This is a genomic window from Geminicoccus harenae (assembly GCF_019800005.1).
GTDB classification, from domain to species: domain Bacteria; phylum Pseudomonadota; class Alphaproteobacteria; order Geminicoccales; family Geminicoccaceae; genus Geminicoccus; species Geminicoccus harenae.
The window spans coordinates 19,424-42,843 of the sequence record NZ_JABGCL010000027.1; the positions used below are offsets into that span (position 1 = coordinate 19,424).

Annotated in this window: 25 protein-coding genes; 14 read left to right on the forward strand and 11 right to left on the reverse strand. The window is 67.6% G+C overall.

Going from position 1 to position 23,420, the window contains the following annotated elements:
* Nucleotides 1-12: 12 nt before the first annotated feature.
* The 6 genes from HLA95_RS20890 (at nucleotide 13) to HLA95_RS20915 (ending at nucleotide 6,828) form a co-directional block, all read left to right on the forward strand.
* Complete coding sequence (locus HLA95_RS20890) at nucleotides 13-861, forward strand: carbohydrate ABC transporter permease (RefSeq protein ID WP_191060588.1); 849 nt, start codon at nucleotides 13-15, stop codon at nucleotides 859-861.
* A gap of 202 nt (nucleotides 862-1,063) precedes the next feature.
* Nucleotides 1,064-1,291, forward strand: a complete 228-nt coding sequence (locus HLA95_RS20895; protein ID WP_191060584.1) for a hypothetical protein — start codon at nucleotides 1,064-1,066, stop codon at nucleotides 1,289-1,291.
* Between the two features lie 30 nt (nucleotides 1,292-1,321).
* Entirely contained in the window at nucleotides 1,322-3,187 is a 1,866-nt protein-coding gene (locus HLA95_RS20900) for an ABC-F family ATP-binding cassette domain-containing protein (RefSeq protein ID WP_222184394.1), read from the forward strand.
* Between the two features lie 1,641 nt (nucleotides 3,188-4,828).
* Nucleotides 4,829-5,308: a hypothetical protein gene (locus HLA95_RS20905; RefSeq protein ID WP_191059816.1), complete on the forward strand. Its 480-nt coding sequence runs from the start codon at nucleotides 4,829-4,831 to the stop codon at nucleotides 5,306-5,308.
* A gap of 284 nt (nucleotides 5,309-5,592) precedes the next feature.
* On the forward strand, nucleotides 5,593-6,012 hold the full coding sequence (locus tag HLA95_RS20910) for a hypothetical protein (RefSeq protein ID WP_191059817.1): 420 nt from the start codon (nucleotides 5,593-5,595) through the stop codon (nucleotides 6,010-6,012).
* Nucleotides 6,013-6,432: 420 nt separating this feature from the next.
* A complete protein-coding gene (locus HLA95_RS20915; RefSeq protein WP_191059818.1) occupies nucleotides 6,433-6,828 on the forward strand; it encodes a hypothetical protein in 396 nt (131 codons plus the stop codon).
* Nucleotides 6,829-6,898: 70 nt separating this feature from the next.
* Here the strand turns inward: HLA95_RS20915 and HLA95_RS20920 are convergent, their stop codons facing one another.
* From HLA95_RS20920 to HLA95_RS20935, 4 genes are all read right to left on the reverse strand, one after another.
* Nucleotides 6,899-7,264, reverse strand: coding sequence for a type II toxin-antitoxin system VapC family toxin (locus HLA95_RS20920; RefSeq protein WP_191059819.1), 366 nt, complete (start codon nucleotides 7,262-7,264; stop codon nucleotides 6,899-6,901).
* Nucleotides 7,258-7,473 carry a ribbon-helix-helix domain-containing protein gene (locus HLA95_RS20925; RefSeq protein ID WP_191059820.1) on the reverse strand — a complete coding sequence of 72 codons (216 nt, stop codon included), beginning with the start codon at nucleotides 7,471-7,473 and terminating at the stop codon, nucleotides 7,258-7,260. The genes HLA95_RS20920 and HLA95_RS20925 overlap by 7 nt, the downstream gene beginning before the upstream one ends.
* A 103-nt stretch (nucleotides 7,474-7,576) precedes the next feature.
* Nucleotides 7,577-8,167, reverse strand: coding sequence for an exopolysaccharide biosynthesis protein (locus tag HLA95_RS20930; RefSeq protein WP_191059821.1), 591 nt, complete (start codon nucleotides 8,165-8,167; stop codon nucleotides 7,577-7,579).
* 79 nt (nucleotides 8,168-8,246) lie between these two features.
* Entirely contained in the window at nucleotides 8,247-8,798 is a 552-nt protein-coding gene (locus tag HLA95_RS20935; protein WP_191059822.1) for a cytochrome C, read from the reverse strand.
* 526 nt (nucleotides 8,799-9,324) lie between these two features.
* Between HLA95_RS20935 and HLA95_RS20940 the strand changes: the two genes are divergently transcribed.
* The 4 genes from HLA95_RS20940 (at nucleotide 9,325) to HLA95_RS20955 (ending at nucleotide 12,806) form a co-directional block, all read left to right on the forward strand.
* Nucleotides 9,325-10,254 (forward strand): sulfurtransferase, encoded by a 930-nt coding sequence (locus tag HLA95_RS20940; protein ID WP_222184395.1) that lies wholly within the window; start codon nucleotides 9,325-9,327, stop codon nucleotides 10,252-10,254.
* Nucleotides 10,254-11,465 carry a YeeE/YedE family protein gene (locus HLA95_RS20945; RefSeq protein ID WP_191058677.1) on the forward strand — a complete coding sequence of 404 codons (1,212 nt, stop codon included), beginning with the start codon at nucleotides 10,254-10,256 and terminating at the stop codon, nucleotides 11,463-11,465. The genes HLA95_RS20940 and HLA95_RS20945 overlap by 1 nt, the downstream gene beginning before the upstream one ends.
* A 74-nt stretch (nucleotides 11,466-11,539) precedes the next feature.
* Nucleotides 11,540-11,755, forward strand: coding sequence for a hypothetical protein (locus HLA95_RS20950; RefSeq protein ID WP_191058678.1), 216 nt, complete (start codon nucleotides 11,540-11,542; stop codon nucleotides 11,753-11,755).
* Between the two features lie 43 nt (nucleotides 11,756-11,798).
* Nucleotides 11,799-12,806, forward strand: a complete 1,008-nt coding sequence (locus tag HLA95_RS20955; protein ID WP_191058679.1) for a zinc-dependent alcohol dehydrogenase family protein — start codon at nucleotides 11,799-11,801, stop codon at nucleotides 12,804-12,806.
* Between the two features lie 6 nt (nucleotides 12,807-12,812).
* On the opposite strand, the gene HLA95_RS20960 is transcribed toward HLA95_RS20955, so the two are convergent.
* Together HLA95_RS20960 and HLA95_RS20965 are read right to left on the reverse strand one after the other, a co-directional pair.
* Nucleotides 12,813-13,295: a cytochrome b gene (locus tag HLA95_RS20960; protein ID WP_191058680.1), complete on the reverse strand. Its 483-nt coding sequence runs from the start codon at nucleotides 13,293-13,295 to the stop codon at nucleotides 12,813-12,815.
* Between the two features lie 102 nt (nucleotides 13,296-13,397).
* Nucleotides 13,398-14,036, reverse strand: a complete 639-nt coding sequence (locus tag HLA95_RS20965) for a flavin reductase family protein (protein ID WP_191058681.1) — start codon at nucleotides 14,034-14,036, stop codon at nucleotides 13,398-13,400.
* 139 nt (nucleotides 14,037-14,175) lie between these two features.
* On the opposite strand from HLA95_RS20965, the gene HLA95_RS20970 reads away from it, so the two are divergent.
* The 4 genes from HLA95_RS20970 to HLA95_RS20985 all read left to right on the forward strand — a co-directional run bounded on the left by HLA95_RS20970 (nucleotide 14,176) and on the right by HLA95_RS20985 (nucleotide 18,762).
* Nucleotides 14,176-15,396 carry a Bcr/CflA family multidrug efflux MFS transporter gene (locus HLA95_RS20970; RefSeq protein WP_222184396.1) on the forward strand — a complete coding sequence of 407 codons (1,221 nt, stop codon included), beginning with the start codon at nucleotides 14,176-14,178 and terminating at the stop codon, nucleotides 15,394-15,396.
* 90 nt (nucleotides 15,397-15,486) lie between these two features.
* The gene (locus HLA95_RS20975; RefSeq protein WP_191058682.1) at nucleotides 15,487-16,179 is read left to right on the forward strand and encodes a glutathione binding-like protein; all 693 of its coding nucleotides are present in this window, start codon (nucleotides 15,487-15,489) and stop codon (nucleotides 16,177-16,179) included.
* A gap of 11 nt (nucleotides 16,180-16,190) precedes the next feature.
* Nucleotides 16,191-16,868 (forward strand): alpha-ketoglutarate-dependent dioxygenase AlkB family protein, encoded by a 678-nt coding sequence (locus tag HLA95_RS20980; protein ID WP_223861419.1) that lies wholly within the window; start codon nucleotides 16,191-16,193, stop codon nucleotides 16,866-16,868.
* Between the two features lie 61 nt (nucleotides 16,869-16,929).
* Nucleotides 16,930-18,762: a mechanosensitive ion channel family protein gene (locus HLA95_RS20985; RefSeq protein WP_191058683.1), complete on the forward strand. Its 1,833-nt coding sequence runs from the start codon at nucleotides 16,930-16,932 to the stop codon at nucleotides 18,760-18,762.
* Nucleotides 18,763-18,772: 10 nt separating this feature from the next.
* Here the strand turns inward: HLA95_RS20985 and HLA95_RS20990 are convergent, their stop codons facing one another.
* The 5 genes from HLA95_RS20990 to coaA all read right to left on the reverse strand — a co-directional run bounded on the left by HLA95_RS20990 (nucleotide 18,773) and on the right by coaA (nucleotide 23,359).
* Nucleotides 18,773-19,378, reverse strand: coding sequence for a glutathione S-transferase family protein (locus HLA95_RS20990; protein ID WP_191058684.1), 606 nt, complete (start codon nucleotides 19,376-19,378; stop codon nucleotides 18,773-18,775).
* A 38-nt stretch (nucleotides 19,379-19,416) separates the two neighbouring features.
* Nucleotides 19,417-20,424 (reverse strand): Gfo/Idh/MocA family protein, encoded by a 1,008-nt coding sequence (locus HLA95_RS20995; RefSeq protein WP_191058685.1) that lies wholly within the window; start codon nucleotides 20,422-20,424, stop codon nucleotides 19,417-19,419.
* Nucleotides 20,425-20,496: 72 nt separating this feature from the next.
* On the reverse strand, nucleotides 20,497-21,852 hold the full coding sequence (locus HLA95_RS21000) for an esterase-like activity of phytase family protein (protein ID WP_222184397.1): 1,356 nt from the start codon (nucleotides 21,850-21,852) through the stop codon (nucleotides 20,497-20,499).
* Nucleotides 21,853-21,931: 79 nt separating this feature from the next.
* Entirely contained in the window at nucleotides 21,932-22,354 is a 423-nt protein-coding gene (locus HLA95_RS21005; protein ID WP_191062216.1) for a cupin domain-containing protein, read from the reverse strand.
* A gap of 33 nt (nucleotides 22,355-22,387) precedes the next feature.
* Nucleotides 22,388-23,359: a type I pantothenate kinase gene (gene coaA, locus HLA95_RS21010; RefSeq protein ID WP_191062217.1), complete on the reverse strand. Its 972-nt coding sequence runs from the start codon at nucleotides 23,357-23,359 to the stop codon at nucleotides 22,388-22,390.
* Between the last annotated feature and the right edge of the window lie 61 nt (nucleotides 23,360-23,420).

The window sequence follows — 23,420 nt, forward strand, 5'->3', positions numbered from 1 at the left end:
CGCATCCTGATGGTGGTCGCCGGCACCTCGCAGCTGCGCCGCCGCCTGGGCTTCTTCGGCCACTGGCTCGCCCTGGCGCTCTATGTACTGGCCGCGCTGTTCCCGCTGTTCTGGCTGGTCAAGATCGCGGTGACCCCGACCGACCTGCTGTTCGGCGAGGGCATCCGGCTGTGGCCCAGCAGCACGACGCTCGGCAACTTCGCGACCGTGCTGCGGGCCACCGACTTTCCCTGGTATTTTTTGAACTCGGTGATCGTGTCGCTTTGCACCGCCGCGGCCGTGACCGTGGTGGCCAGCCTGTCCGGCTACGCGCTCTCGCGCTTCGCGTTCCGCTGGAAGAACGCGGTGGCCTTCTTCCTGCTGCTGACCCAGATCTTCCCGCTGGTGATGCTGATAGCACCCATCTACCGGCTGATGACGCCGCTGGGCCTGGTCGACAGCCTGATGGGCCTGATCCTGGTCTACACCGCCTATAATACGCCGTTCGCCACCTTCCTGATGCAGAGCTTCTTCGAGGGCATCCCCAAGGGCCTGGAGGAAGCGGCGATGATCGACGGCTGCACCCGCTTCCAGGCCCTGTGGCGGGTGATCCTGCCGCTCACTCTGCCCGGCATGGGCGCCACGCTGGGCTTCGTGTTCACCGCCGCCTGGTCGGAGCTCCTGTTCGCCCTGATGCTGATCTCCACCGAGACCAGGATGACCTTCCCGGTGGGCCTGCTCACCTTCGTGTCCAAGTTCTCGGTCGACTGGGGCCAGATGACCGCGGCGGCGGTGCTGGCGCTGATCCCGGCCTGCGCCTTCTTCGCGGTCATCCAGCGCTACCTGGTCCAGGGCCTGACGGCCGGCGCAGTGAAAGGCTGATGATCCGCAAGTCTGGTCTCTTGGCAACTTTTCAGCGCCCGGCGGAATTCTCCCCCTCATCCCGGAACCGGCCAGTCAACCAGGCCGCCACTCGCCCTGTTGCCCGGCGAACGCAGCCATGGCTGTCGAATCATTTTTCCTTTTCAAGTTCGTAACTTCCTGTGTAACTAGAGATATACAAGTTCATCCGGCGGGGGGCCTGATGACGTTGTCGATGCCTGTGCGCAGGGACGTGCCGCCGCACGACCTGCCCGATGTGGATTTCGATCGCCTGTTGCATTTGATGGAACGGATCGACCAGTTGTCCGCGCAGATCTCGGATGCGGGCCTGGCCTTGCGTTCGCTGGTCGGTGGCCGGCAGCGCGGCGAGTCCGGCCCGGTCGGCAAGCGCGGTGCGCCGACGCCAGCGGGGACACCGTTCCCCTCTTGACGCCGGCGCGCCGGCAGGCCTCCTGCCGCCATGCTCGACCTGAACGACGTCACCCTGCGCATCGCCGGCCGCCCCCTCCTGGAGGGCGCCAGCCTGCACATGCCCGCCAACCGCCGCTTCGGCCTGGTCGGCCGCAACGGCACCGGCAAGACCTCGCTGTTCCGCCTGATCACCGGTGAATGGCACGCCGATGCCGGCGAGGTCCGCCTCCAGCCCGGCATCCGCCTGGGCATCGTCGCCCAGGAGGCGCCGGGCGGCAGCCTGACACCGCTGGAAGGCGTGCTCGCCGCCGACCGCGAGCGCGCCTCGCTGATGGCCGAGCGCGCCACCGCCACCGACGGCATCCGCATCGCCGAGATCGAGAACCGCCTCCACGAGATCGGCGCCGACGCGGCACCTGCCCGCGCCGCGATCATCCTGAAGGGTCTCGGCTTCGACGACGAGATGCAGCACCGCCCGCTCTCGTCCTTCTCCGGCGGCTGGCGGATGCGCGTGGCGCTGGCCGGCGTCCTGTTCACCGAGCCCGACCTGCTCCTCCTGGACGAGCCCACCAACCACCTGGACCTCGAAGCCACGCTCTGGCTCACCGAGCACCTGGCGAAATACCCGCGCTCCCTGCTCCTGATCAGCCACGACCGCGACCTGCTCGACGCCGTGCCGGAGCGCATCGTCCACCTAAAGAACCGCAGGCTCACCACCTGGACGGGCGGCTTCACCCAGTTCCGCCGCCAGCTCGCCGAGCAGCGCGAGCTGCGCGAGAAGACCCGCGCCAAGCAGATGGAAGCCCGCGCCCACCTGCAGAGCTTCGTCGACCGCTTCCGCGCCAAGGCCACCAAGGCCCGCCAGGCCCAGTCGCGCCTGAAGATGCTGGAAAAGATGCCGGTCCTGGACGCCGAGGTGCTGGAGCCGGACGTCGTGTTCGACTTCCCCACCCCCGACGTCCCGCCCCCGCCGCTGATCACCATGGACCGTGCCTCGGTCGGCTACGGCGACCGGCCCATCCTGACCAACCTCAGCTTGCGCATCGACCCCGACGACCGCATCGCGCTGATCGGCGCCAACGGCAACGGCAAGTCGACCTTCGCCAAGCTCCTGGCCGAGCGCCTCCAGCCCATGACCGGCGAGCTCACCCGCGCCCGCGGCCTCAAGGTAGGCTTCTTCGCCCAGCACCAGATCGAGGACCTGACCCCCGAGGCCGACGCCATCGCCCACCTGCGCCGCCTCCTCCCCGACACGCCCGAGCAGAAGATCCGCGCGCGTCTCGCCCGCTTCGGCCTGAACCAGGACAAGGCGATCACGCCCGCCAAGAACCTCTCCGGCGGCGAGAAGGCCCGCCTCAACCTCGCCATGATCACCTGCCACGACCCGCAATTCCTGATCCTGGACGAGCCCACCAACCATCTCGACATCGACAGCCGCGAAGCCCTGATCGAGGCCATCAACGAGTTCCCCGGCGCCGTCGTCCTGGTCTCCCACGACCGCCACCTCCTGGAACTCACCGCCGACCGCCTCTGGCTGGTCGACAAGGGCCGCGTCACCCCCTTCGACGGCGACATCGACGACTACCGCCAGCACATGCTGGCGGAACGTGCTGCGGCTACGCGGCCGGCCGCGCCTGCGCTGGAGGCCACGGCCCCGAAGCGCAGTGCCAACGAACGCCGGCAGAAGCTGGCGCCGCTCCGGCAGGAGGCGGCCAAGCTGGAGCGGCTGATCGAGCGCATCCAGGCGGCGATCGCGGAGATCGACGGGAAGCTGGCCGATCCCAAGAGCTACATGAAGGGCATCGACCTGGAGGGGCTGGGGAAGAAGAAGGCAGAATACTTGGACGGCCTGGAGAAGGCGGAGGGGAAATGGATGGAGTTGCTGGAGGAGATTGAGGAGGTTGAACGGGGCTGATCCACCCAACTCAAACCATAGAAGAGGCCCACCCAGCCGATGGTGCATAAGCCGATGAGTCCATCGGTTCGCTCCACTTGGTCAGCTATAGGTTTGATGCAGCCAGCAAGATTCGCACTGTCAAGTGCCGGTCACGCGGCTGGACGGCTGCCGACGCGCGCTATGGCTGACACCGAGATCGCCATCCGCACAGGTGGCCGGCTGTGCTTCTCGAGGTTCTCAAGTGCTGGCTAGCCTGGCTGTTGAAATAGAATCTTGTCATATCCGGAGAAATACTTCCTGGGGCGACGTTGCATACAACCGGGACGACAGTAGCCTCAAAACATATCACGGCAGCGTGATGCTGGTACGATCTCTGACGAAGGGATACGAGCGGATCAACACACTGTAGCCTGAGGTGGGCCGTAGCTGTTGGTTCTACATCTGCCTGGACGTTAACAAATGATTGGTCATCTACTGCTAGATGCGAATCTTAGCGGAGGGACCCACGTACCCTCGTTTACCGAAGATAGCGTGCCCTTCCTCTCATGAAGCGACGCCTCCACTGCACGTCAAGTAGAGGAATGGACACAGCCCGCCTTGCCTAATAGCTCAAGCGACAGGCGCTCTCGTTCACCTGCCGAGATGAGCGTAGACTCAAAGGTCTTTTCTCGTGCTGCGCCCGGTACACGGCCAACAACAGTTGCATCATAATAATGCACAATATCTAAGCTATATTGCACATTACTTGTAAGTATTAAAACTTTATTTATTAAAAATGTCTGGACCTACTATTCGAAATAAAGACAATGAATTGCCCACAGTACAGCAACAGTATTGGACTGCTGAGTACTGATGGATGTCAGGGGAATACTATTATGAAGAAGATGCTGAAAGCTCTGTGCAGTGCGGCCGCGATTCTAGGCCTGCTTGCGATTCCCACAATGGACGCCGAAGCCCGCAAGGGCGGCAAAGGCAAGGACAGGGGCGGCATCAGCGTCAACATTGGCAAGGGCGGCGACGGCGGTGCTGCCAGAGGTGGCAGAGGTGGCGATGCCAGGGGCGGCAATGCTACCGCAACTGGTGGCGACGTTAGCGCTAGTGCGAACGGTGGCGCCGGTGGCGCCGGTGGCGGCGGTGGCGCCGCTACGCTAGGTGGCACCGGTGGTGACGGTGGCAAGGGTGGCGACGGCGGCAAGGGAGGCACTGCCACCGCCACTGGTGGTAGCACTACCGCCACCGGTGGTAACGCTACCGGCGGGAGTGGCGGTGCTGCCACCGGTGGCGACGGCGGCGACGGTAATGACTGAAGTCGCCATCGTTCCCAGAAAGAACTCATGGCTCGCTGTTATGCAGCCGGCTTGCTTTACTAGATCGGGGCGCTGCTTAGACGGGCCACCGCAAGCATCTATCCGATCTTGGATCGCTAAGCAAAGCTTCCAAAGCCGTTATCAGTATCATTGATAGGGGAAGTAGCAGTTAGTGAACCATGAGTTGTCGAGACGCTAACAACAACCAGCAATCAAGCAACAGATGCATCTGTTAAGGCCTTTGGAGCGCCCGTCGCGATCGTCGTGGGGGGCGCTCATTCCTATTGCCTTTCGAAAGGTGCCGCTGGAGAGGCTCGCCAATTCCAGGCTCAAATAGTTTAGGAGCATTACTATGAATATTGTCACGGCTCTTGTCGGTGCGGCTGCCGTTCTCGGGCTGCTTGCTGGCCTTCCCGCAGACGCCGATGCCGCCGGTAACGGCAAGGGGCGCGCTGGTGCCAATGTTAGCGCGGATGGCGGCGATGGGGGCGATGGAGGTGCCGGCGGCAACGCGATCGGTGAGGGTGCCATCGGTGGCAATGGAGGCGCTGGAGGCAGTGGCGGAAACGGCGGGTTGAATACTAGTGGCGGCGACGGAGGCGATGGAGGCAATGGAGGCGATAGCAGCAGTTCGACACCCGGGGGGGGCGTCGCAAAGGGCATCGGAAAGGGCAATGGCCCGTCGCCTAAGGACGGCAAGGACGGCAAGGACGGCAAGAACGGACACGACGGCAAGGACGGCAAGGACGGCAAGGACGGCAAGGCCGGCAAGTTTGGCGGCGTCGGCGGCGACGGCGGCGCCGGTGGTACCGGTGGCGACGGTGCACTCTAGGACGTCACCAGCAGCCTGCAAGCTTCACCTATACGCAGCTGTAGTGCCAGGTCGTTCTTCTTTGAGCGTAAGTATCTGTGCCCAAGCCAGTCTGCTCGTCAGGACAGAGCACCCCGCATCGTCTTGACTGCAGGGGTTGGCTAAGACTGACAGAGGTCGACTGGGTGCACCTGGCAACGAGTCAATGGGGAAACGGCGCAAATTCAGGCTCCTGGCCTGGAGAACATCAACTTGCTCCCTTCGTATAGGACGGCTGATGCTGTCGGAAGTGGAGGATTGCTCACATGAACATGCTGAGAACGCTGCTGAGTTCCACTTTAGTGTTCGGCCTCTTCACCGCACCTGTCGCGGGTGATGAAAGTCTTTCTGGGGACGGGCACCTTTCCCCCTTAGGTGAGAGCCTGCTTGGTGAGGATGTCTTGGGCAAAGACTTCTGGGACGGAGTTCGGCGGACCATGGATCTCGATGACCAAACAACCGAGGGAAAGGACAGCAGGGGCGCCAAGGGAGAAGACGGTAAGAGCGTCAAGGGAGCAGACGGTAAGAGCGTCAGGGGCGAAGGCGAGAGCGTCAGGGGAGAAGACGGCAAGAGCGTCAGGGGTGAGGACGGAGAGGACGGAGAGGACGGAGAGGACGGAGAGAGTGGTGTTGGCGGCGTCGGTGGGAAGGGCGGAGCTGGCGGCAAGGGTGGAGCCGGCGGATAGTACGCCGCAAGTCCTAGTACCTGCGGTGCAGGAACCGCGTCGTACATCCTGTATGTCTACTTGCGCCGCCATCAGAACGTGGGAACAGGGTCACGCCTTCCATCCAAACACCCTCTCGTTTTGTAAGGGTTCACATGGCCTAGGTCGCCTGTCCTTGGATCGTCCGTCAGAACGCGGCATCGGGCACAGGTCTTCAATTCAGAAAGTATCTGCTACGGAAGGCTCTACAGCCTGCGTCCGTCGTGTCCCGCGCACTACATCGACCGGCGAAGCACTGTTGAAGATGAACGCCGAAGTGCAGGATGCGCGGCCTAAACCTACCAGCTGCGTTCTGGCGCGACGGACCGGCGGCGGAGAGCGGAGATGCTGGGGTTCTGGACCCGACCGACGGCATGGCTGCAACCGTCATGGGGTGATCGCGTGGCGGACAAGCGGGAGGCCCCGTCGGCGCGGCTGCCCTGCCCGGTGTTTCGCCGCTGGGGGCGGATCCTCGATCCCCACCCGCAGCAGCCGAAGGTCATCGAGATCTTCAGGCAGGGCGACCGGCAGGTGGTCTGCTTCCGGATGACCCCGGGCGAAGGTGAGTGGACCAAGTACTACATGTTCTTCGTCGGCCCGCCCGGGTCGGACTGCCCGGACCTGATCATCTCGGCCGGCTCCTACCGCTACACCAACCAGCACCGCACGCCGGAGACGCGCAGCTACCACCTGGACCTCTACGACGCGGACCAGCACACCACCATCTGGATCAAGGACTACCTGCCTGCCTACGCCACGATTCGCCAGGAAGTGGTGGAGTTGCTGGAAGCCATGTAGCCGCGGCCGCGAATCCGCTGCGGGAAGCAGGGTCAAGGTCCTGCATCCAGCCATTCCGGCCATCGACAGGTCACAACTGGTAGGGCGCCCGCACCCCCGGGTCGTCGGCCGGAAAGTCCCGCGTGTTCCGCGTCACCAGCAGCAGCCCATGCACCTGCGCCGTCGCCCAGATCACCGCGTCCGGCAGCCTGATCCGGTGGCTGCGCCGCAGTTCCACCGCCCGCTCCGCCACCCGCTCCTCGATGCCGATCACCTCGAACCCGCCAAGGAAGCCGCGCGTCGGCGCCTGAAGGTCCGGCTCGGCGCCGACCATGACCTCCATCCAGGTAACGATGCTGATCGCCTTGGCCTCGTAGCGCCGCAGCTCGGCCCGCGCTTGCGGAACGGCGTTGAGGTGGTCGATCAGGATGTTGGTGTCGAACAGCGCCTTCACCATTCGCCGCGCAGCTTCTCCTGGTAGGCTAGGCCGTCCTGCCGGCGCTCGCCCCAAAGGCCGAAGGCCTCGTCCTGCTGCCCGGCCCGTCGCCTCGCCAGATAATCCTCGATCGCCTGACGGATCAGCGCGGCCCGCGACCGCTTCTCCGCCTTTGCCAGCTCGTCCAGTGCCCGGACCTGCGCGTCCCCGAGATCAACCAGCGTCCGCATCGCCTCTGCCCGCGTTATCAGATATAGATGATATATATCATGACTCGACGCGGAGGCAACGCGTGTGTCTCTAAGCCCTGGACTCGACAGGGCGCCCCTTGGCTCAGCCGCTGAACCCGAACCGCCAGACGACCACCGGCACCCCCAGCAGCAGGATCAGCGACACGATGACCAGCCCGCCGTCCCGGGTCAGCAGGCCGGCGGCGAACAGGGCGATCACGGCCGAGGCGATGGAGCCCGAGGTCGGGATCACCTCCATGAACGGCATGAACAGCGTCAGCGCCAGGATCAGCAGGAGCGGCAGGAGGATCCAGGGGCGGTTCACCAGGAAGGTCAGCCTGGCCTTCAGGAACCGCTCGACGAAGTGCAACGGCTTGCGCAGCCAGCCGATCCCCTTGCAGAGCTTGGCGCTGGACATGCGGCGGCGGGTGATGAAGCCCGGCAGCCAGACGCACTCCCGCCCGAACACCATCTGCACGACCAGGATGAACACGATCCCCGCGACGATGGCGGTGATGCCCGGGATGGCGCTGGCCGGCGAGGTGGAGATCAGGGAGAAGATCAGCATCAGCGCCGCGAACGACCGGTCGCCGAGCTGCTCGACCACCTCCTGCACGGTGATGTGCTCGCCATGGACCGCGTGCTCCAGTTGATCGAGCGCGTCGCTGAGGGCGTGGGTCGTGTCTTGGGCCATGCTTCACCTTGCTGGCCCTCCTAACACCCTCCGGTGCAGGGCAGTTCCGCCTCCCGGTCCCGGCCGCAGCCGCCGGCACCTACTCTCCCGCTGTCGGCCGGATCGCCGGAATGGAGCGCAGATAGACGTAGATCGCCACCAGGTCGCGCTCATTCATGTTGGCGTAGACCGGCCAGGGCATGACCTGGAGAAGGCCGCGCTTGTTCGGCGAATGGCCGGTGCGCATCACCCGGCGGAACTCGCGGAAGGTCAGCCCGGCCGGGCGGCTGTTCTTGTAGGGCGTGATGTTCCTCGAGGTGATCGGCCCGAACGGGTTGCCGCCGGCCAGATAGCCCGCCGTGTTGATCCTGGTGGGCTGCCCCTGGAACGGGTCGCCGCTCTCCGCAAAAGGCGGGTTGGTGTGGCAGTCGTTGCAGCCGCCCTGGGCGTTGACGATGTAGCTGCCGAGCCCGACCAGGGCGCGGTTGCGGTTGCCGATGGTCAGCTTGACCGGCGCGATCTTGTAGCCCTGCCGGATGCGGGCGCGGTCGTCGTCGGCCCCGGCCGCGCCGGGCAGCGCCACGGCACCCAGTGCCACGGCACCGGCCATCACGACGTTCCGCCAAGCCAGGATCATGCGCTGCATCGCCATCGTTTCCCTCCCAGTGGCAAAGGACCGGCAACCACCCTGCCCCGCCCGGCAGGTCGGGGATCATCGGATGGACAGGGTAGCCATGGTCGACCGTGCGCCTCGGCATGGTCTACGTCAATGGTGAGAATCATTCCAAAGAGTAAAGAACGGGACAGGGCCCTGTTCATGCAGCGCTCCTCAGCAGAGGATCCTTTCCGGTACTGGTGGATGCTCCCAGGACTGTCTTCCGGAAACTTCCCTGCATCTTGCGGTCAGCAGCAACCCCGGCACGAAGCCATGCCGGCGACGAGGTAGCCGGACCGGCAGTTCCTATCTCGGTATGATCTGGGCCATGCCGATGCTAGAATGGCGTTGAGCCAGGTACAGCCGGTCTCGCAGCCTGAATCCGCTCATCGCGTTTGCACGAACGAACCCGAGAGACTGGTCCGGCATTTATACATATAGATACTGTTATTGTCTGACATTTGACAATGCCACGGGCGATAACCACATGCCGGCCGTCATCCCGCCCCCGAGGTTGTCCGTCATGCCGCGCTTCGCCCTGCCCTCCGCCGCCGCCCTGCTCCTGGCCTCCACCGCGCTCGCGGGCGCTGCCGAGCCGCTGGTCGATCCGGCCTGGCTGGCGGCGCATCTGGACGACCCGGACCTGGTGGTGCTCGACATCCGCGACGTGGAGGAAGGCTCCTCGGCGGACCTGTTCGCGAACGGCCACATCCCCGGCGCCGTCCATTCCGACTATGCCGAGGCCGGCTGGCGCACCAAGGCCGGCGAGGTGATCGGCATGCTGCCGCCGGTGGACCAGGTCGAGGCGCTGATCGGCGGGCTCGGCATCGGCAACGACAGCCATGTCGTGATCGTGCCGCATGGGGTGACTTCCAGCGACTTCGGCGCCGCCACCCGCGTGTTCTGGACCTTCGACGTGATGGGCCACGACCAGGTGTCGATCCTGGCGGGCGGCCAGGCCGGCTGGGTGGCAGCGGGCCAGCCCGTGGAAACCGGCCCCGGCCGCACGCCCGAGCCCGTGACCTTCACCGCCCGGTTCCGCCCGGAACTGGTCGCCAGCGCTGCGGACGTGCGGGCAGCGCAGGAGGCCGGCGTGCCGCTGGTCGATGCCCGGCCGAAGGACCAGTATACCGGGAAGACGACCCCTCCCAATGTCGGCGTCGCCGGCACCATCCCGGGTGCCGTGAGCCTGCCGCACGACGTGGTGGTGCCGGACGGCGCACATCCGGTCGGTCGGACCGAGCTGGACAGGCTGCTGGCGAAGCTGAACCTCGAGGGTCAGGGTGAGCAGATCGCCTTCTGCAACACCGGCCACTGGGCCTCGGTCGGCTGGTTCGTCCTGAACAAGCTCGGCCAGAACCCGGATGTGCGCATGTATGACGGCTCGATGTACGAGTGGGCCAAGGTCGAGGGCGCGCCCACCGAGGTCGGCGCCGAGCGGACGGTGAACTGATGGCGAGTCTCGCTCACGCCCAGCCGGCACCGGTTGCGGCCGGTCCTGCCATGCGGCCGCTGGACCGGACGGTGGCCATCCTGGCCCTGCTGCTCCTGGCCGCGGCCGCCCTTTATGCCGGCAACGTCGTTTCGCTGAAGAACGGCGCCCTGGTCCTGGTCGGCAGCCTGCTGGGCGTCGCCCTCTACCATGCCGCGTTCGGCTTCACCGGCGGCTGGCGCGCCTTCGTCACCGAGCGCCGCAGCGCCTCCTTGCGTGCCCAGCTCCTGCTGCTGGCGCTCGCCACCGTGCTCATGGTGCCGGTCATCGCCTTCGGCGAGGTGCTGGGCCGCCCGGTCAACGGCTTCGCCACGCCGATCGGTGTCCCCCTGGTCGCCGGCGCCTTCCTGTTCGGGCTCGGCATGCAGCTCGGCGGCGGCTGCGGCTCCGGCACCCTGTTCACCGTGGGCGGCGGCAGTGCCCGCATGGTGGTGACGCTCCTGGCCTTCATCGCCGGCTCCATGCTGGGCGTGGCCCACGCTCCCGCCTGGAGCGGCCTGCCGAGCTTTGGCACCTTCTCGCTCTGGCAGCAGTTCGGCGTCCTGCCGACCCTGGCGCTGAGCCTCCTGGCCCTGGCCGGCCTGGCCTACCTGGCTGCTCGTGCCGAGCAGCGCCGGACGGGCAAGCTGGTGCCGCTCGGCTGGAGCGGCGGTGCCACGCCCCGCCTGCTGACGGGGCCCTGGCCGCTGCTCTGGGGTGCCGTGGCGCTGGCCCTGCTCTCGCTCGTGACCCTGCTGGTGGCGGGCCATCCCTGGGGCATCACCGGCGCCTTCGCGCTCTGGGGTGCCAAGGGGCTGGCGGCACTGGGCGTCGACGTCGCGTCCTGGGACAGCTGGTCCGGCACCGGTGCGCGCGCCCAGCTCGAAGGCAGCCTGTTCGCCCACCCGATCTCGGCCATGGATATCGGCCTGATCCTGGGTGCCATGATCGCGGCGTCCCTGGCCGGCCGGTTCGGCCCCAAGGTCGACCTGCGCCTGGGCTCGCTGGTCGCCGCCGTGCTGGGCGGCCTCCTGATGGGCTATGGCGCGAGGATGTCCTCGGGCTGCAATATCGGCGCTCTGCTGGGCGGGATCGCGTCCGGCAGCCTGCACGGCTGGATCTGGTTCGGCACCGCCTTCCTGGGCTCGCTCGTCGGCATCCGCCTGCGCCCGCTGTTCCGCCTGAACGGCTGAAGGAGCGCAGCGGCATGCCGGCGGTTGAAGGTCGGGGGCGCTGGCCGCGGTGCCCGGCTTTCGGAGAAACCGAGATGCGCGCACGCCGACGATGGAGCCTCTTGCTGCTGGGTGCCGGCCTCATCGTACTGACCGGCTGCGACGATCGAGGTCGTCGCAGCGGCTGGTTCGACGGCGAGCCGGCCAATCCAGACGCCGCTGCACGCCAGTCCTGCATCGATGCCGGCCATCAGCCAGGATCGGTGCAGTACATGCAGTGCCTGGGCCGAGGTGGGCCCGAGCGGGAATAGATCAGCGGCGCGTCGCAACCTGGACCAAGGGAGTGGGAATAGGATGAAGGCGATCAGGCTCGGAGCACCCGGCGGGCTCGACCGGCTGGATCAAGCGGACCTGCCGGATCCAGGCGATCCCGGTCCCGGCGAGATCCGGGTACGCCTGCACGGCAGCTCTCTCAACTTCCACGATTATCTGGTGGTCGCCGGCAAGATCCCGACCGAGGACGGCCGGATCCCGATGGCGGACGGCGCCGGCGTGGTCGAGGCCGTGGGCGACGGCGTGGCGGAGTTCCAGGCGGGCGACCATGTGGTGTCCGGGTTCTTCCCGTACTGGCTGGAGGGGCCCGCACGGGTCGCCGACTTCAAGACCACGCCCGGTGACGGCGTCGACGGCTATGCGCGCCAGGCCGTGATCCGGCCGGCCACCTGGTTCACCCACGCCCCCAAGGGCTGGAGCCATGCCGAGGCCGCGACCATCACCACGGCCGGCCTCACCGCCTGGCGCTCGCTGGTGGTGGATGGCGGGCTCAAGGCCGGCGACCGCGTGCTGGTGCTGGGCACGGGCGGGGTCTCGATCTTCGCGCTCCAGATCGCCAAGGCCATGGGTGCCACGGTGATCGCCACCTCCTCGTCCGACGCGAAGCTGGAGCGGGTGCGCGAGCTGGGTGCGGATCACGTCATCAACTATCGGCAGCAGCCGGAATGGGGCCGGCTGGTCCAGGAGATGACCGACGGCCAGGGCGTGGACCATGTGGTCGAGGTGGGCGGGCCCGGCACGCTGCCCCAGTCGATCACCGCGGTCCGGATCGGCGGGCACATCTCGCTGATCGGCGTGCTGACCGGCCGGGCCGGCGAGGTGCCGACCAGCCTGCTGATGGCCAAGCAGGCGCGCCTGCAGGGCCTGATCGTCGGCAGCCGCCGCCACCAGACCGAGTTCGTGCAGGCCCTGGACGCCACCGGGATCCGTCCGGTGATCGACCGCAGCTTCCCGCTGGAAGGCATCGCCGATGCCTTCCGCCACGAGGAATCCGGCAGCCACTTCGGCAAGATCTGCCTGGAGTTCTGACGGATCTCACCGGTCCGCCGTGGTGAACGGCAGCATGCGCTGCATGACCTGGTCCTTGCGGATGAAGCCGTGCCACAAGGCACCGGCGACATGGAGGACGACCAGGACCACCACGGTCCAGCCCAGGATCACATGCGCCCCGTTCAGCCAGTCGGCGCCAAACGGCGAGATCATCAGCAGGCCGAGCAGGGGCTGGAGGATCAGCGCGACATAGAAGGCCACGTGGTTGGCGCGCGACGCGACCTTGATCGCCGTGGGCACGTCGTCGGGCAGCGGCCGCCACGGGCTGCTGCGCCGCCATGCCAGCCGCACCACCATCAGGATGAGGATCGCGATGCCGGAGATCATGTGGATGCGGAACAGGACGTAGCGCCCTGTGCTCTCGTCGCCGTATTGCGGCCATGTGAGCGCGGTGATCAGTTGCGTCACCACCAGCGCCACCACGAGCCAGTGCAGCAGCTTGGAGATGCGATCATAGGTTGGGGGCATCCGACCTCTCCGGTGGTTCACCTGAAACAGGTCTAGAAAGGCTCAGACGTCGAATAGATCCGGCATATTCTCGAGGAACGCCCGGCCAGCCAGTCGGCCGTTCTAGCCGCCGTCCAGTGGCCAGCCCGGCCGGCGCATCCGGAACCGCGCGTCCGGCGTGATCTCGAAATAGTCGGCCGGCCCGCCGCCGCGCGTGATCGGGCGGGCGGCGGCCGTGTCGTAGATCCCGTCCTTCAGCAGCGTCCTGCGGATGCGGACCGCCACCACCTCGCCGAAGATCATCCAGGTGGAGACCTTCTGGCCGTCCGCGCCTTCCAGCTGCAGGATCTGGGTGCGCCGGCACTCGAACGACACCGGGCTCTCGGCGACGTGCGGGACCTGGACCACGGTGGACGCCGCAGGCGTGAGCCCGGCCAGCTGGAACTCGTCGATCTCGCGCGGTGCCGGCGTGCTGGTGAGGTTCATGCGCTCGGCCAATTCCCGCGTCGCCAGGTTCCAGCAGAACTCGCCCGTGTCCTGGATGTTCTGCAGGCTGTCCTTGGCGCCATTGCTGGCGAAGCCCACGAGCGGCGGCTTGTAGTTGAAAATATTGAAGAAGCTGTAGGGGGCGAGGTTCAGCCGGCCCTGGCCGTCCTGCGACGAGATCCAGCCGATCGGCCGGGGTGCCACCATCGCGTTGAACGGGTCGTGCGGCAGCCCGTGGCCGTGCCTGGGCTCGTAATAGTGGAAGTCGTCGTGCAAGGCCCTGCCTCCTCTGCTCGCCGGTGCAGGGCCGGATGCCGTCCATGCATTCGTGCGATGTGGCGCACCGGTATGGCCGGGTGCGTCACATCGGACTAGCTTCTCCTTCCTGTTTCACGCCCGACATGAAGTTGCCCTCTTGCCATCCTCCGCGACCACCAAGCCGGTGCTGGCCGGCCGCCGGACCGAGTTCATCGTCATCCTCGGCGCGCTTACGGCCTTCGGGCCGCTCGCCATCGACATGTACCTGCCGGCTTTCCCGACCCTGGCCCAGGCGTTCCGCACCGATATCGGCCATGTGCAGACGACGCTCGCCGCCTTCTTCCTGGCCTTCGCCCTGGGCCAGGCCGTGTGGGGCCCGCTCGCGGACAGCTACGGGCGCAGGCTGCCGCTGGTCATCGGCCTGATCCTGTTCGTCGTCACCTCGTTCGCCTGCACCATGGCGCCCTCGATCGCGGCACTCGCGGTCCTGCGCTTCGTGCAGGGGCTGGCTGCCTGCGCCTCGGTCGTGATCGGGCGCGCCGTGGTGCGCGACCTGTTCCCGGCGGCCGACGCCATCCCGGTGTTCGCGGCCCTCATGCTGGTGACCGGGCTGGCGCCGATCCTGGCCCCCCTGCTCGGTGGCCAGCTTCTGGTGACGCTCGGCTGGCAGTCGGTGTTCTGGTTCCTGGCCCTGTTCGCCACCGGCTGTCTCGTCGCCGTGCTCGTCCGGCTCCCGGAAAGCCTGCCGCGCGCGATGCGGCGCTCGATCGCCCCGAACGCGGTGCTGGCGACCTATGCTGGCCTGCTGGTCGACCGGCGCTTCCTGATGCCGGCCCTGGCCGGCGGCTGTGCCATCGCCGGCATGTTCGCCTATATCGCGGGCGCACCGTTCGTGCTGATCGAGCTCTATGGCATCCCGGAGCGCCATTTCGGCTGGGTGTTCGGTGCCAATGCGATCGGCTTCGTGATCGTGGCCCAGGTCAATGCCCGGATCGCGCGCAAGGTCGACCCCAGCCGCATGATCCGCGCTGCCGGCATCATCCAGGTCCTGGCCTGCCTGGTCCTGCTGGCGGTGGCCTGGAGCGGACTGCACAGCCTGATCCTGACCCTGGTGCCCCTGTTCCTGTCGATCGCGAGCCTGGGCCTCCTGATGCCCAACACCACCGCGATCGCGATGGCCTCCTTCCCGGACCGGGCCGGTGCCGCCTCCGCCCTGCTCGGCACCGTGCAGTTCTCGCTGGCCGCTGCCGCCTCCAGCCTGGTGGGCATGCTGCATGACGGCACCGCCCGGCCGATGGCGACCGCGATCACGATCGGCGCGGTGATCGGCCTGGTGTTCGGCCGCAGGGTCGATGCCAGCGTGCTCCGGCGCCGGTGAGGCGCCCCTGAGCCGGGCACGGCTTGCCGCTGTCGCCCAGGGTGCCTACCTGAAGCTACTTCTGCCCCACTGGAACGGACAGGCTGCGACATGATCGATCTCTACTACTGGCCGACCCCGAACGGCCACAAGATCACCATGTTCCTGGAGGAGGTCGGCCTTCCCTACCAGATCAAGCCGGTCAATATCGGCAAGGGCGAGCAGTTCGAGCCCGACTTCCTGAAGATCGCGCCGAACAACCGGATGCCGGCGATCGTCGACCATGAACCCTTGGGCGGCGGCGAGCCGATCAGCGTGTTCGAGAGCGGTGCGATCCTGGTCTATCTGGCCGACAAGACCGGCAAATTCCTGCCCACCGACCGGCGCCGCTACGACGTCCTCCAGTGGCTGTTCTGGCAGATGGGCGGCCTCGGGCCGATGGCCGGCCAGAACCACCATTTCGGCCGCTATGCGCCCGAAAAGATCCCCTACGCCATCGACCGTTACGTCAAGGAGACCGGCCGGCTCTATGGCGTGCTCGACCGGCGGCTGGCCGACCGGGAGTACATCGCCGGGGAATATTCCATTGCCGACATGGCCTCCTATCCCTGGATCGTCCCTTATGAGAACCAGGGCCAGAACCTGGAGGACTTCCCGCACCTGCAGCGCTGGTTCAACAAGATCAAGGCGCGGCCGGCCACGGAGCGCGCCTATGAGCACGCTGCCAAGGTGAACCCGGACGTGGGCAAGCCGATGGACGAGGAAGAGAAGAAGATCCTGTTCGGCCAGACCCACAAGCGCTGATCGACCGGCCGTTGACCGCCCGGGCGGCAACGGGCGGGGTGCCGTCCGGCAGCATCGCCCTGCCGGATGGCGTCGTCCATCTGCGGCACCATCTGGACGAGACCGCGCAGCGGGACCTGGTCGACCAGGTCCTGCACGCGATCGGCGAGGCCTTCTGGTTCCAGCCGACCACGCCCCGCTGGAACCGGCCGTTCAGCGTGCGCATGAGCAATCTCGGCACGCTCGGCTGGGTCTCGGACCGCCGGGGCTACCGCTACCAGAAGGGCCATCCCGAATCCGGGCTGCCCTGGCCGGCCATGCCCGCGGCCCTCTTGGAGCTATGGCGGCAGGTCGCCGGCCACCCGACGCTTCCCGAGGCCTGCCTCGTCAATCTCTACCGCGACACGGCCCGGATGGGTTTGCACCAGGACCGGGACGAGCACGATTTCTCGGCACCGGTCGTGTCGGTGTCGCTGGGCGATACCGCGATGTTCCGCCTGGGCGGCATGGAACGGAATGCCCCGACCAGATCGTTCCCGCTCACGAGCGGCGACGTGCTGGTACTGGGCGGGCCGGCACGGCTGGCCTTTCACGGGATCGACCGGATCCTGCCCGGCAGCTCGGACCTCATACCCGGGGGTGGCAGGATCAATCTGACCCTGCGCCGGGTCAGCCAGCCACTCGCCAAGATCGCATCGGCGGGTTCCTGAACCGGCGACGGCCCGCTAAGGGAGGCCGGAACATCCCACCCGCCCGGCCGGAGAAGCCATCTTGTCCGCAACGCCGCGTCTCTGGCTGGCCGCGCTGGCGGCCCTGCTGGGCCTCCTGCTGGCAGGGCCCGCACCCGCGCAGGACGGGCCGCTCAGCCCGCCCGACACGAGCAGCCCGCGCGCGACGCTCCAGAGCTTCCTGCACAACTTCCACGAGGCCACGCGCCGCTGGTATCATGGCGAGACGGCGGCCCTGGCCGACGTACCGCTCGGGCGCGCGCTCTCGACCCTCGATCTTAGCGGCGTGCCCGAGGCGAACCGGGCCGAGCGCAGCGTCGAGCTGGCCTTCCAGCTCCAGGGGATCCTCCAGCGCATCGAGCTGCCGCCGGAAGACCAGGTGCCGGACGCGGCTGCGGTCGCCGCCGACGGCATCACGAGCTGGCGGATCCCGGACACCGAGCTGGTCATCTCCCGGCAGGCGGACGGCCCCATGGCGGACCGCTTCCTGTTCAGCCAGGAAACGGTAACCCGCCTGCCGCTCTTCTTCGCCCGAGTGCACGACCTGCCGGTCCTGCCCAGCGAGATGGCGATTCCCGGCGCCTACGATGCGTTCCGGCTGGGCCCCGGGCCCGGCATGCCGGCGCTGCTGGCCGACTGGTTCAAGCGGCTGCCGCCTTCCGCCTACCGGCTGGTCCTGGACGAGCCCCTGTGGAAGTGGCTGGCGCTGCTGGCGGTCCTGCTGCTGGCACTGCCGGCCGTCGCACTGCTGAGCTGGCTGGGCCTGCGGCTGGACCGGCGGCTTGCAGAAGCGCCACCGCTCCTGCAGCTCGGCCAGCCGCTTGCCGCGCTGGCGACCCTGCTCCTGACCCTCTGGCTCAATTACCTGTCGGGCCAGCCGCTGCGCCTGACCGGGCAGGCGCTGATCGGGGCCACCGTGGCCACCGAGTTCGCGTTCTTCGCCGCCGCGGCCTGGCTGGTCTTCGTGGTGACCAACCGCGCCGGTGCGGCGATCGTCCACGCCCAGAACCGCCGGCCGCGCAGCATCGACGCCCAGCTCATCCGCCTGTCGTTCCGCCTGCTCGGCATCTTCGGCATCCTCTACATCGCCGTGCACGCCGCCGATAAGCTGGGCGCACCGGTGGGGCCCCTCCTGGCCGGCATCGGGGTCACCGGGCTGGCGATCGCGCTCGCCGTGCGCCCGACCATGGAGAACGTGATCGCCGGCTTCATGCTGTTCGCCGACCGGCCGGTGCGGATCGGCGAGTTCTGCCAGTTCGGCGACAAGATGGGCACGGTGGAGGAGATCGGCCTGCGCTCGACCCGGATCCGCGGGCTGGACCGGACGGTGATCACCGTGCCGAACGCCGACTTCTCGCAGATGCAGATCGTGAACTTCACCCGACGCGACCAGATGCTGTTCAACCCGACGATCGCGCTCGGCTACGACACCACCACCGACCAGCTGCGCTACATCCTGGCCCGCATCCGCGAGATGCTGATCCGCCACCCCCGCGTCCTCAACGATCCGGCGCGCATCCGCTTCGCCGGCTACAGCGCCGCCGCCCTCAACCTGGAGGTCTTCGCCTTCGTCGGCTCCACCGACTATGCCGAGTTCCTGGGCATCCGCGAGGACCTGAACCTCCGGATCAAGGAGATCGTCGAGAGCTCGGGCGCGCGCTTCGCGCTGCCGATCCAGCGCGTGCGCTGGTCGCGGGACGAGGAGCCGGACGATACGCGGATTCGGGAGATCCATGCGGAGGTCGAGAACTGGCGCAAGGACATGCGCCTGCCCTTCCCCGACTTCGCCGAGCACGAGCGCCATGCCCTGGCCGACACCCTGCCCTTCCCGCCGGAAGGCTCCACCGCCTACCGGCGGCAGGACGCCGCCGGCTGAGGCACCGACGTCAGTTCGGCCGCCAGTCGATCGGCACATGGCCCGGCTGCGACCTCACCCGCTCCAGCCAGGCCCAGATCCGCGGAAAGGCGGTGAGGTCGAAGCCGCCCTCATGGGCGACGTGGGTGTAGGCATAGAGGGCGATGTCGGCCACGCCATAGCGTTCGCCCACCAGATAGTGCCGGCCCGCCAGGTGCTGCTCCATCACCGCAAGCGCCGCATGACCCCGCTCCAGCAGGCGGGGCAGGTCGGCCTGGCGCGGATCATTCGGTGCCATCCGCAGGAAGCGCGCCACGGCGAGATAGGGCTCGTGGCTGTACTGCTCGAAGAACAGCCATTGCAGGGTCTGGGCGCGCTCCAGCCGCTCGGTCGGCCAGAACGCGCTATCGACGGCGAGATAGCAGAGGATCGCCCCGCTCTCGCTTAAGATCGTACCGTCCTGGAGCTGCAGGACGGGGATCCTGCCGGTCGGGTTGAGCGCCAGGAACTCCGGCCGGCGCGTCGCACCCGCCACCACGTCGTGCTCCACCAGCCGGAACGGGATGCCCAGCTGGTGCAGGAGCAGGCGCACCTTGTAGCCGTTGCCGGACGGCAGGTAGTCGTGAAGGATCAGCATCGCGAAGCTCCACCGGCGGCCAGCACCGCGCCGTCGCCTCAGCCGGGTGCTATGTCCACCCAGCTCGCCGTCTCGGCCGCACGGAACACCGCATCGATCACCCGCATGTTGCGGAAGCTGTCCTCCAGCGGCACCGGCTGCTCGTGGCCGTCCAGGATCGCCTTGGCCAGCGCGTCCATCATGATCCCGTACTGGTCGCAGGTGGGGATCTCGATCACCTCCCGCGCATCCTGGCGCAGCTCGCCATGGTCCAGGTACAGGCGGCAGGGCCGGTCGTTCGGGGCGTTGAACGGGATCTCGACCTCGACCCGCCCGGTCTCGCCGACGAACGACATGGTCTGCCGGGGCGCCATCTGAGTCCCGTAGGTGAAGGCGCTGGTGAAGTCGCCGAAGTCCAGGATCACCGAGCCGCGCCGGTCGATGCCGGTCGTGAGATCGCGCTCGATCACCGCGCTCACCCGCAACGGCTCCTGCCCGCTGACGAAGCGCGAGGTGGTGATCGGGTAGCAGCCTATGTCGAGCAGGCCGCCGCCGCCCCATTCGCGGACATTGCGGACATTGGCGGGATCGGTGTTGTGGTAGGAGAAATGCCCGGTGATCGCGAGCAGCCTGCCGATCTCGCCGCGCTCCACGATGGCGCGCGCCTTGTGCCATTGCGGATGGGTGCGGACCATGAAGGCTTCCTGGATGACCTTGCCGGTCCGCTCGCGCACCTCGAGCAGGCGCCGCGCATCCGCCTCGTCCAGGCCCAGCGGCTTCTCGCACAGCACGTGCTTGCCGGCCTCGGCGGCCTTGATCGTCCAGGGCACGTGCTCGTGGTTGGGCAGCGGGTTGTAGATGAGGTCGATCCCGGGGTCGGCCAGCAGTTCCTCATAGGAGCCATAGGCCCGGGGCAGGCCCAGCTCCCTGGCCGCCGCCTCTGCCTTGGCCAGGGTGCGCGAGGCCAGCGCCACGGGCTCCGCGTAGTGACAGTCGCGCATCGGCGGGATGACCTTGGTCGTCGCGATCTTCGCCGCCCCCAGGATCCCCACACTCAGCTTCGCCATGATGCCCCGCCTCCCTTCCACCGCTGCGTTGAGCCCGGTTTGCCGGTCGGCGGGGCATGGATCAAGCCCGGTTCACTTGCGGTCGAGGAAGTCGCCGACCTCCAGCAGGACCAGCTCGTTGGAATCGGCCCGGTCGACGAACCGCCCGGCCGAGAACGGCAGGTTGTTGTCGTTGCCGACCACGATCCGGCCGGGCCCAGCCACGTCCACGTTCTCGATCGTGAAGAACGGGAAGTCGAGCTTGCCGTCCGCCCCGCCCTGGCGCGCCAGCCCGTCGGGGTCGGCGATGTCCATCAGGTCCAGATGCGCGATCTTGCGCACCGGCCGGCCGGGCTCACCCAGCTCGATCAGATAGACGCGCTTGAACGCGGCCGGGCTGGCGATGCAGCGCTCGGTGACCTGGCCTTGGCACGCATCGGCCGGCGAGCCCTCCAGATTGTCCCGCTCGATCACCAGGCCGCGCGTGGCATCGATCATGTTGAAGTCGCCGATCGCGTGGCCATCCGCTTCCAGCGGGTAGAACCAGGAGCGGCCGCTCCAGGCACCCTGCGCGGTGTCGAACTCCAGGATGCGCAGCGCCTCCTTCCCGTCCACGGCCTCTGGCTGCCCCTCCCCGCCCAGGAGCGGCCCCTCCAGCAGCGGGTAGAGGAAGGCGCCGTCCGGCGACTGCGCCATGCCCTCGAAGCCCTTGGAGCGCCGGACCTCGAACGTGACCGGCCCGGGTGCCGGCGGCATCAGGACGGCAGGATGATCGGCCGAGCGCACCGTGCGGCCGCCGACCAACGTCTCCACCACGCGCAGCACCCGGCCGGTCCGGTCGACCTCCAGCAGATAGGGGCCGAACTCCTCACCGATCCAGTAGCGGTCGCCGACCGGCTGGATGCTCTCCGGATCGAAGTCGGCCCCGGTCAGATGGCGCTCGGCGGTGGTCTCGGTCGCGATCCGGAACGGCACGACCCGGTCGGGGTCATGGAGGAAGGTGGTCCTGACCCGCCGCATCCGGCCGGACTCCCAGTCGGCTTCGAGCTCGTGGAACATCAGGAGCGTGTCGGCCGAGTTGGCCTTGGCGCCGAAGCCATTGTCGGTCAGCACCAGGAACCGGTCGCCGCCCAGCGAGCGGATGCCCGAGAAGCCCTGCACCGGCTGGCCGACCAGCGGGAAGGCCAGCCCGGTCGGGCGGACCTGCCCGCCGGCATTGGTGGTGCCGTCCAGGCTGCCGGGCTCGTCCACCCGCAGGTTGCCGGGAGCGGCGAACTTGCCGGAGGTCTGGAACAAGGCGGGCGCGTCCGCCGGCGGCGGCACCATGGTCATGGCCGGCAGCACGGCATGGCCGGCCAGCTCCGCCGGCACCGGCTCGGCACCGGCGGGCGACGTGGCCATCGCGGCGAACGCGACCCCGGCCAGAAGACAGGACAAGGCCTTGCGCATCGAGATCTCCAAGGGCAGCGGCTGTGGTGCCGCTGCGGTTAGAGACGTGCGATGACGGCCAGATGACCGGCCGGCCTTTTCAGCCGTGAACGCCGTCCAGCTCGGGCAGCAGGACCACGCTTTCCTGCTCGTTCGGATCGGTCCGGGCGATCAGGGCCACGCAGCGCTCGCTCGGGCTGCTGTTGTAGGGCTGGTGCGGCATGTCCGCCGGGATGTAGAGGAAATCCCCGGCATTGGCCTCCAGATGCTCGGTCAACCCCTCGCCGTACCACATGCCCGAGGTGCCGCTCAGCACGTAGAGCGCCGTCTCGTGCGCGGCATGCTTGTGCGCCTTGGCCTTGGCGCCGGGCGGGATGGTGACGAGCTGCAGGTGGATGCCGCGGGCACCCACCGATTCCGCCGAGATTGCGGGCGTGTAGGAGAGTGCCTGCTTGCCGGTGAAGGTCTGCCCGGCCCGCACCACCCGGCAGGTCGAGGCACCCTTGGTCGCCTCATCCGTCATCGCCTCATCCTCCATGGTTCATGCGTCAGCCCGTCAGGCTTCCCGCAGCCACAGCTCACCGATCGCATGATCCGGCCGCTTGCGCATCACCAGCTCGGCCCGGTTGCGGGTCGGCAGGATATTGCTCTGCAGGTTGGCGAGGTTGACCCGCCGCCAGATGTCGCGCGCCACCTCGACCGCCTCCGCCTCGCTCAGGTCGCGGAAATGGTGGAAATAGGAGGTCGGCCGCTGGAACACGGTGCGCTGCAACGCCTTGAAGCGCTCGATGTACCAACGCTCGATGTCCGCCTCGTCGGCATCGAGATAGATCGAGAAGTCGAAGAAGTCGGAAGCCACCACCGAACCGCCGCGGCTGGATCCGCCCGAGGAGAGCTGCAGGACGTTCAGCCCCTCGAAGATCAATATGTCCGGCCGGTGCACCGTCTGGAAGCGGCCGGGCACGATGTCGTAGGCCTCGTGCGAATAGACCGGTGCCTGCACCTCGGCCTGGTTCGCCCGCACGTTCGCCAAAAAGGCGATCATCTGCGCCAGGTCGTAGCTTTCCGGGAAGCCCTTGCGGTTCATCAGGCCGCGCTCCTCCAGCACCCGGGTCGGGTGGAGGAAGCCGTCCGTGGTGACCAGCTCGACGGTCGGATGGTCCGGCCACTTGGCGAGCAGTGCCCGCAGGACGCGGGCGAACGTGCTCTTGCCCACCGCCACGCTGCCGGCCACCGCGATGATGTAGGGCCGGCGGATCGGCAGCCTTCCCAGGAAATCGTCGGTGACGCGGGTGAGCCCGCGCGCTGCGCGGACATGGAGATTGAGCAGGCGGGTGAGCGGGAGATAGATCTCCTCGACCTCCTCCCGCGACACATAGTCGGTGACGCCGCGCAGCGCCGTCAGGTCCGCCTCGCTCAGCATCAGCGGCACGTTGGCACGCAGCCCCGCCCAGTCCCGCCGGGAGAAGGTGGCGTGGCTGCGCGGCGCGCGCTCCCCGCCGCTGCAGGGCAGCTCATCGGAAGCCAACCAGGCCGCTCCTCGCTTCGACGGTCGTGCAGGGCCGGCCCGAAGGTCCGGCCGGCCCGGG

What these genes read in the sequence shown, in the direction of transcription:
- HLA95_RS21000 (WP_222184397.1), bottom strand. Translation starts at nt 21,852, where the DNA reads ATGCGCAAGGCCTTGTCCTGTCTTCTGGCCGGGGTCGCGTTCGCCGCG.
- HLA95_RS20905 (WP_191059816.1), top strand. Translation starts at nt 4,829, where the DNA reads ATGAATATTGTCACGGCTCTTGTCGGTGCGGCTGCCGTTCTCGGGCTG.
- HLA95_RS21005 (WP_191062216.1), bottom strand. Translation starts at nt 22,354, where the DNA reads ATGACGGATGAGGCGACCAAGGGTGCCTCGACCTGCCGGGTGGTGCGG.
- HLA95_RS20940 (WP_222184395.1), top strand. Translation starts at nt 9,325, where the DNA reads ATGCCGCGCTTCGCCCTGCCCTCCGCCGCCGCCCTGCTCCTGGCCTCC.
- HLA95_RS20975 (WP_191058682.1), top strand. Translation starts at nt 15,487, where the DNA reads ATGATCGATCTCTACTACTGGCCGACCCCGAACGGCCACAAGATCACC.
- HLA95_RS20955 (WP_191058679.1), top strand. Translation starts at nt 11,799, where the DNA reads ATGAAGGCGATCAGGCTCGGAGCACCCGGCGGGCTCGACCGGCTGGAT.
- HLA95_RS20910 (WP_191059817.1), top strand. Translation starts at nt 5,593, where the DNA reads ATGAACATGCTGAGAACGCTGCTGAGTTCCACTTTAGTGTTCGGCCTC.
- HLA95_RS20945 (WP_191058677.1), top strand. Translation starts at nt 10,254, where the DNA reads ATGGCGAGTCTCGCTCACGCCCAGCCGGCACCGGTTGCGGCCGGTCCT.
- HLA95_RS20995 (WP_191058685.1), bottom strand. Translation starts at nt 20,424, where the DNA reads ATGGCGAAGCTGAGTGTGGGGATCCTGGGGGCGGCGAAGATCGCGACG.
- HLA95_RS20960 (WP_191058680.1), bottom strand. Translation starts at nt 13,295, where the DNA reads ATGCCCCCAACCTATGATCGCATCTCCAAGCTGCTGCACTGGCTCGTG.
- HLA95_RS20950 (WP_191058678.1), top strand. Translation starts at nt 11,540, where the DNA reads ATGCGCGCACGCCGACGATGGAGCCTCTTGCTGCTGGGTGCCGGCCTC.
- HLA95_RS20925 (WP_191059820.1), bottom strand. Translation starts at nt 7,473, where the DNA reads ATGCGGACGCTGGTTGATCTCGGGGACGCGCAGGTCCGGGCACTGGAC.
- HLA95_RS20935 (WP_191059822.1), bottom strand. Translation starts at nt 8,798, where the DNA reads ATGGCGATGCAGCGCATGATCCTGGCTTGGCGGAACGTCGTGATGGCC.
- HLA95_RS20895 (WP_191060584.1), top strand. Translation starts at nt 1,064, where the DNA reads ATGACGTTGTCGATGCCTGTGCGCAGGGACGTGCCGCCGCACGACCTG.
- HLA95_RS20990 (WP_191058684.1), bottom strand. Translation starts at nt 19,378, where the DNA reads ATGCTGATCCTTCACGACTACCTGCCGTCCGGCAACGGCTACAAGGTG.
- HLA95_RS20920 (WP_191059819.1), bottom strand. Translation starts at nt 7,264, where the DNA reads ATGGTGAAGGCGCTGTTCGACACCAACATCCTGATCGACCACCTCAAC.
- HLA95_RS20930 (WP_191059821.1), bottom strand. Translation starts at nt 8,167, where the DNA reads ATGGCCCAAGACACGACCCACGCCCTCAGCGACGCGCTCGATCAACTG.
- HLA95_RS20900 (WP_222184394.1), top strand. Translation starts at nt 1,322, where the DNA reads ATGCTCGACCTGAACGACGTCACCCTGCGCATCGCCGGCCGCCCCCTC.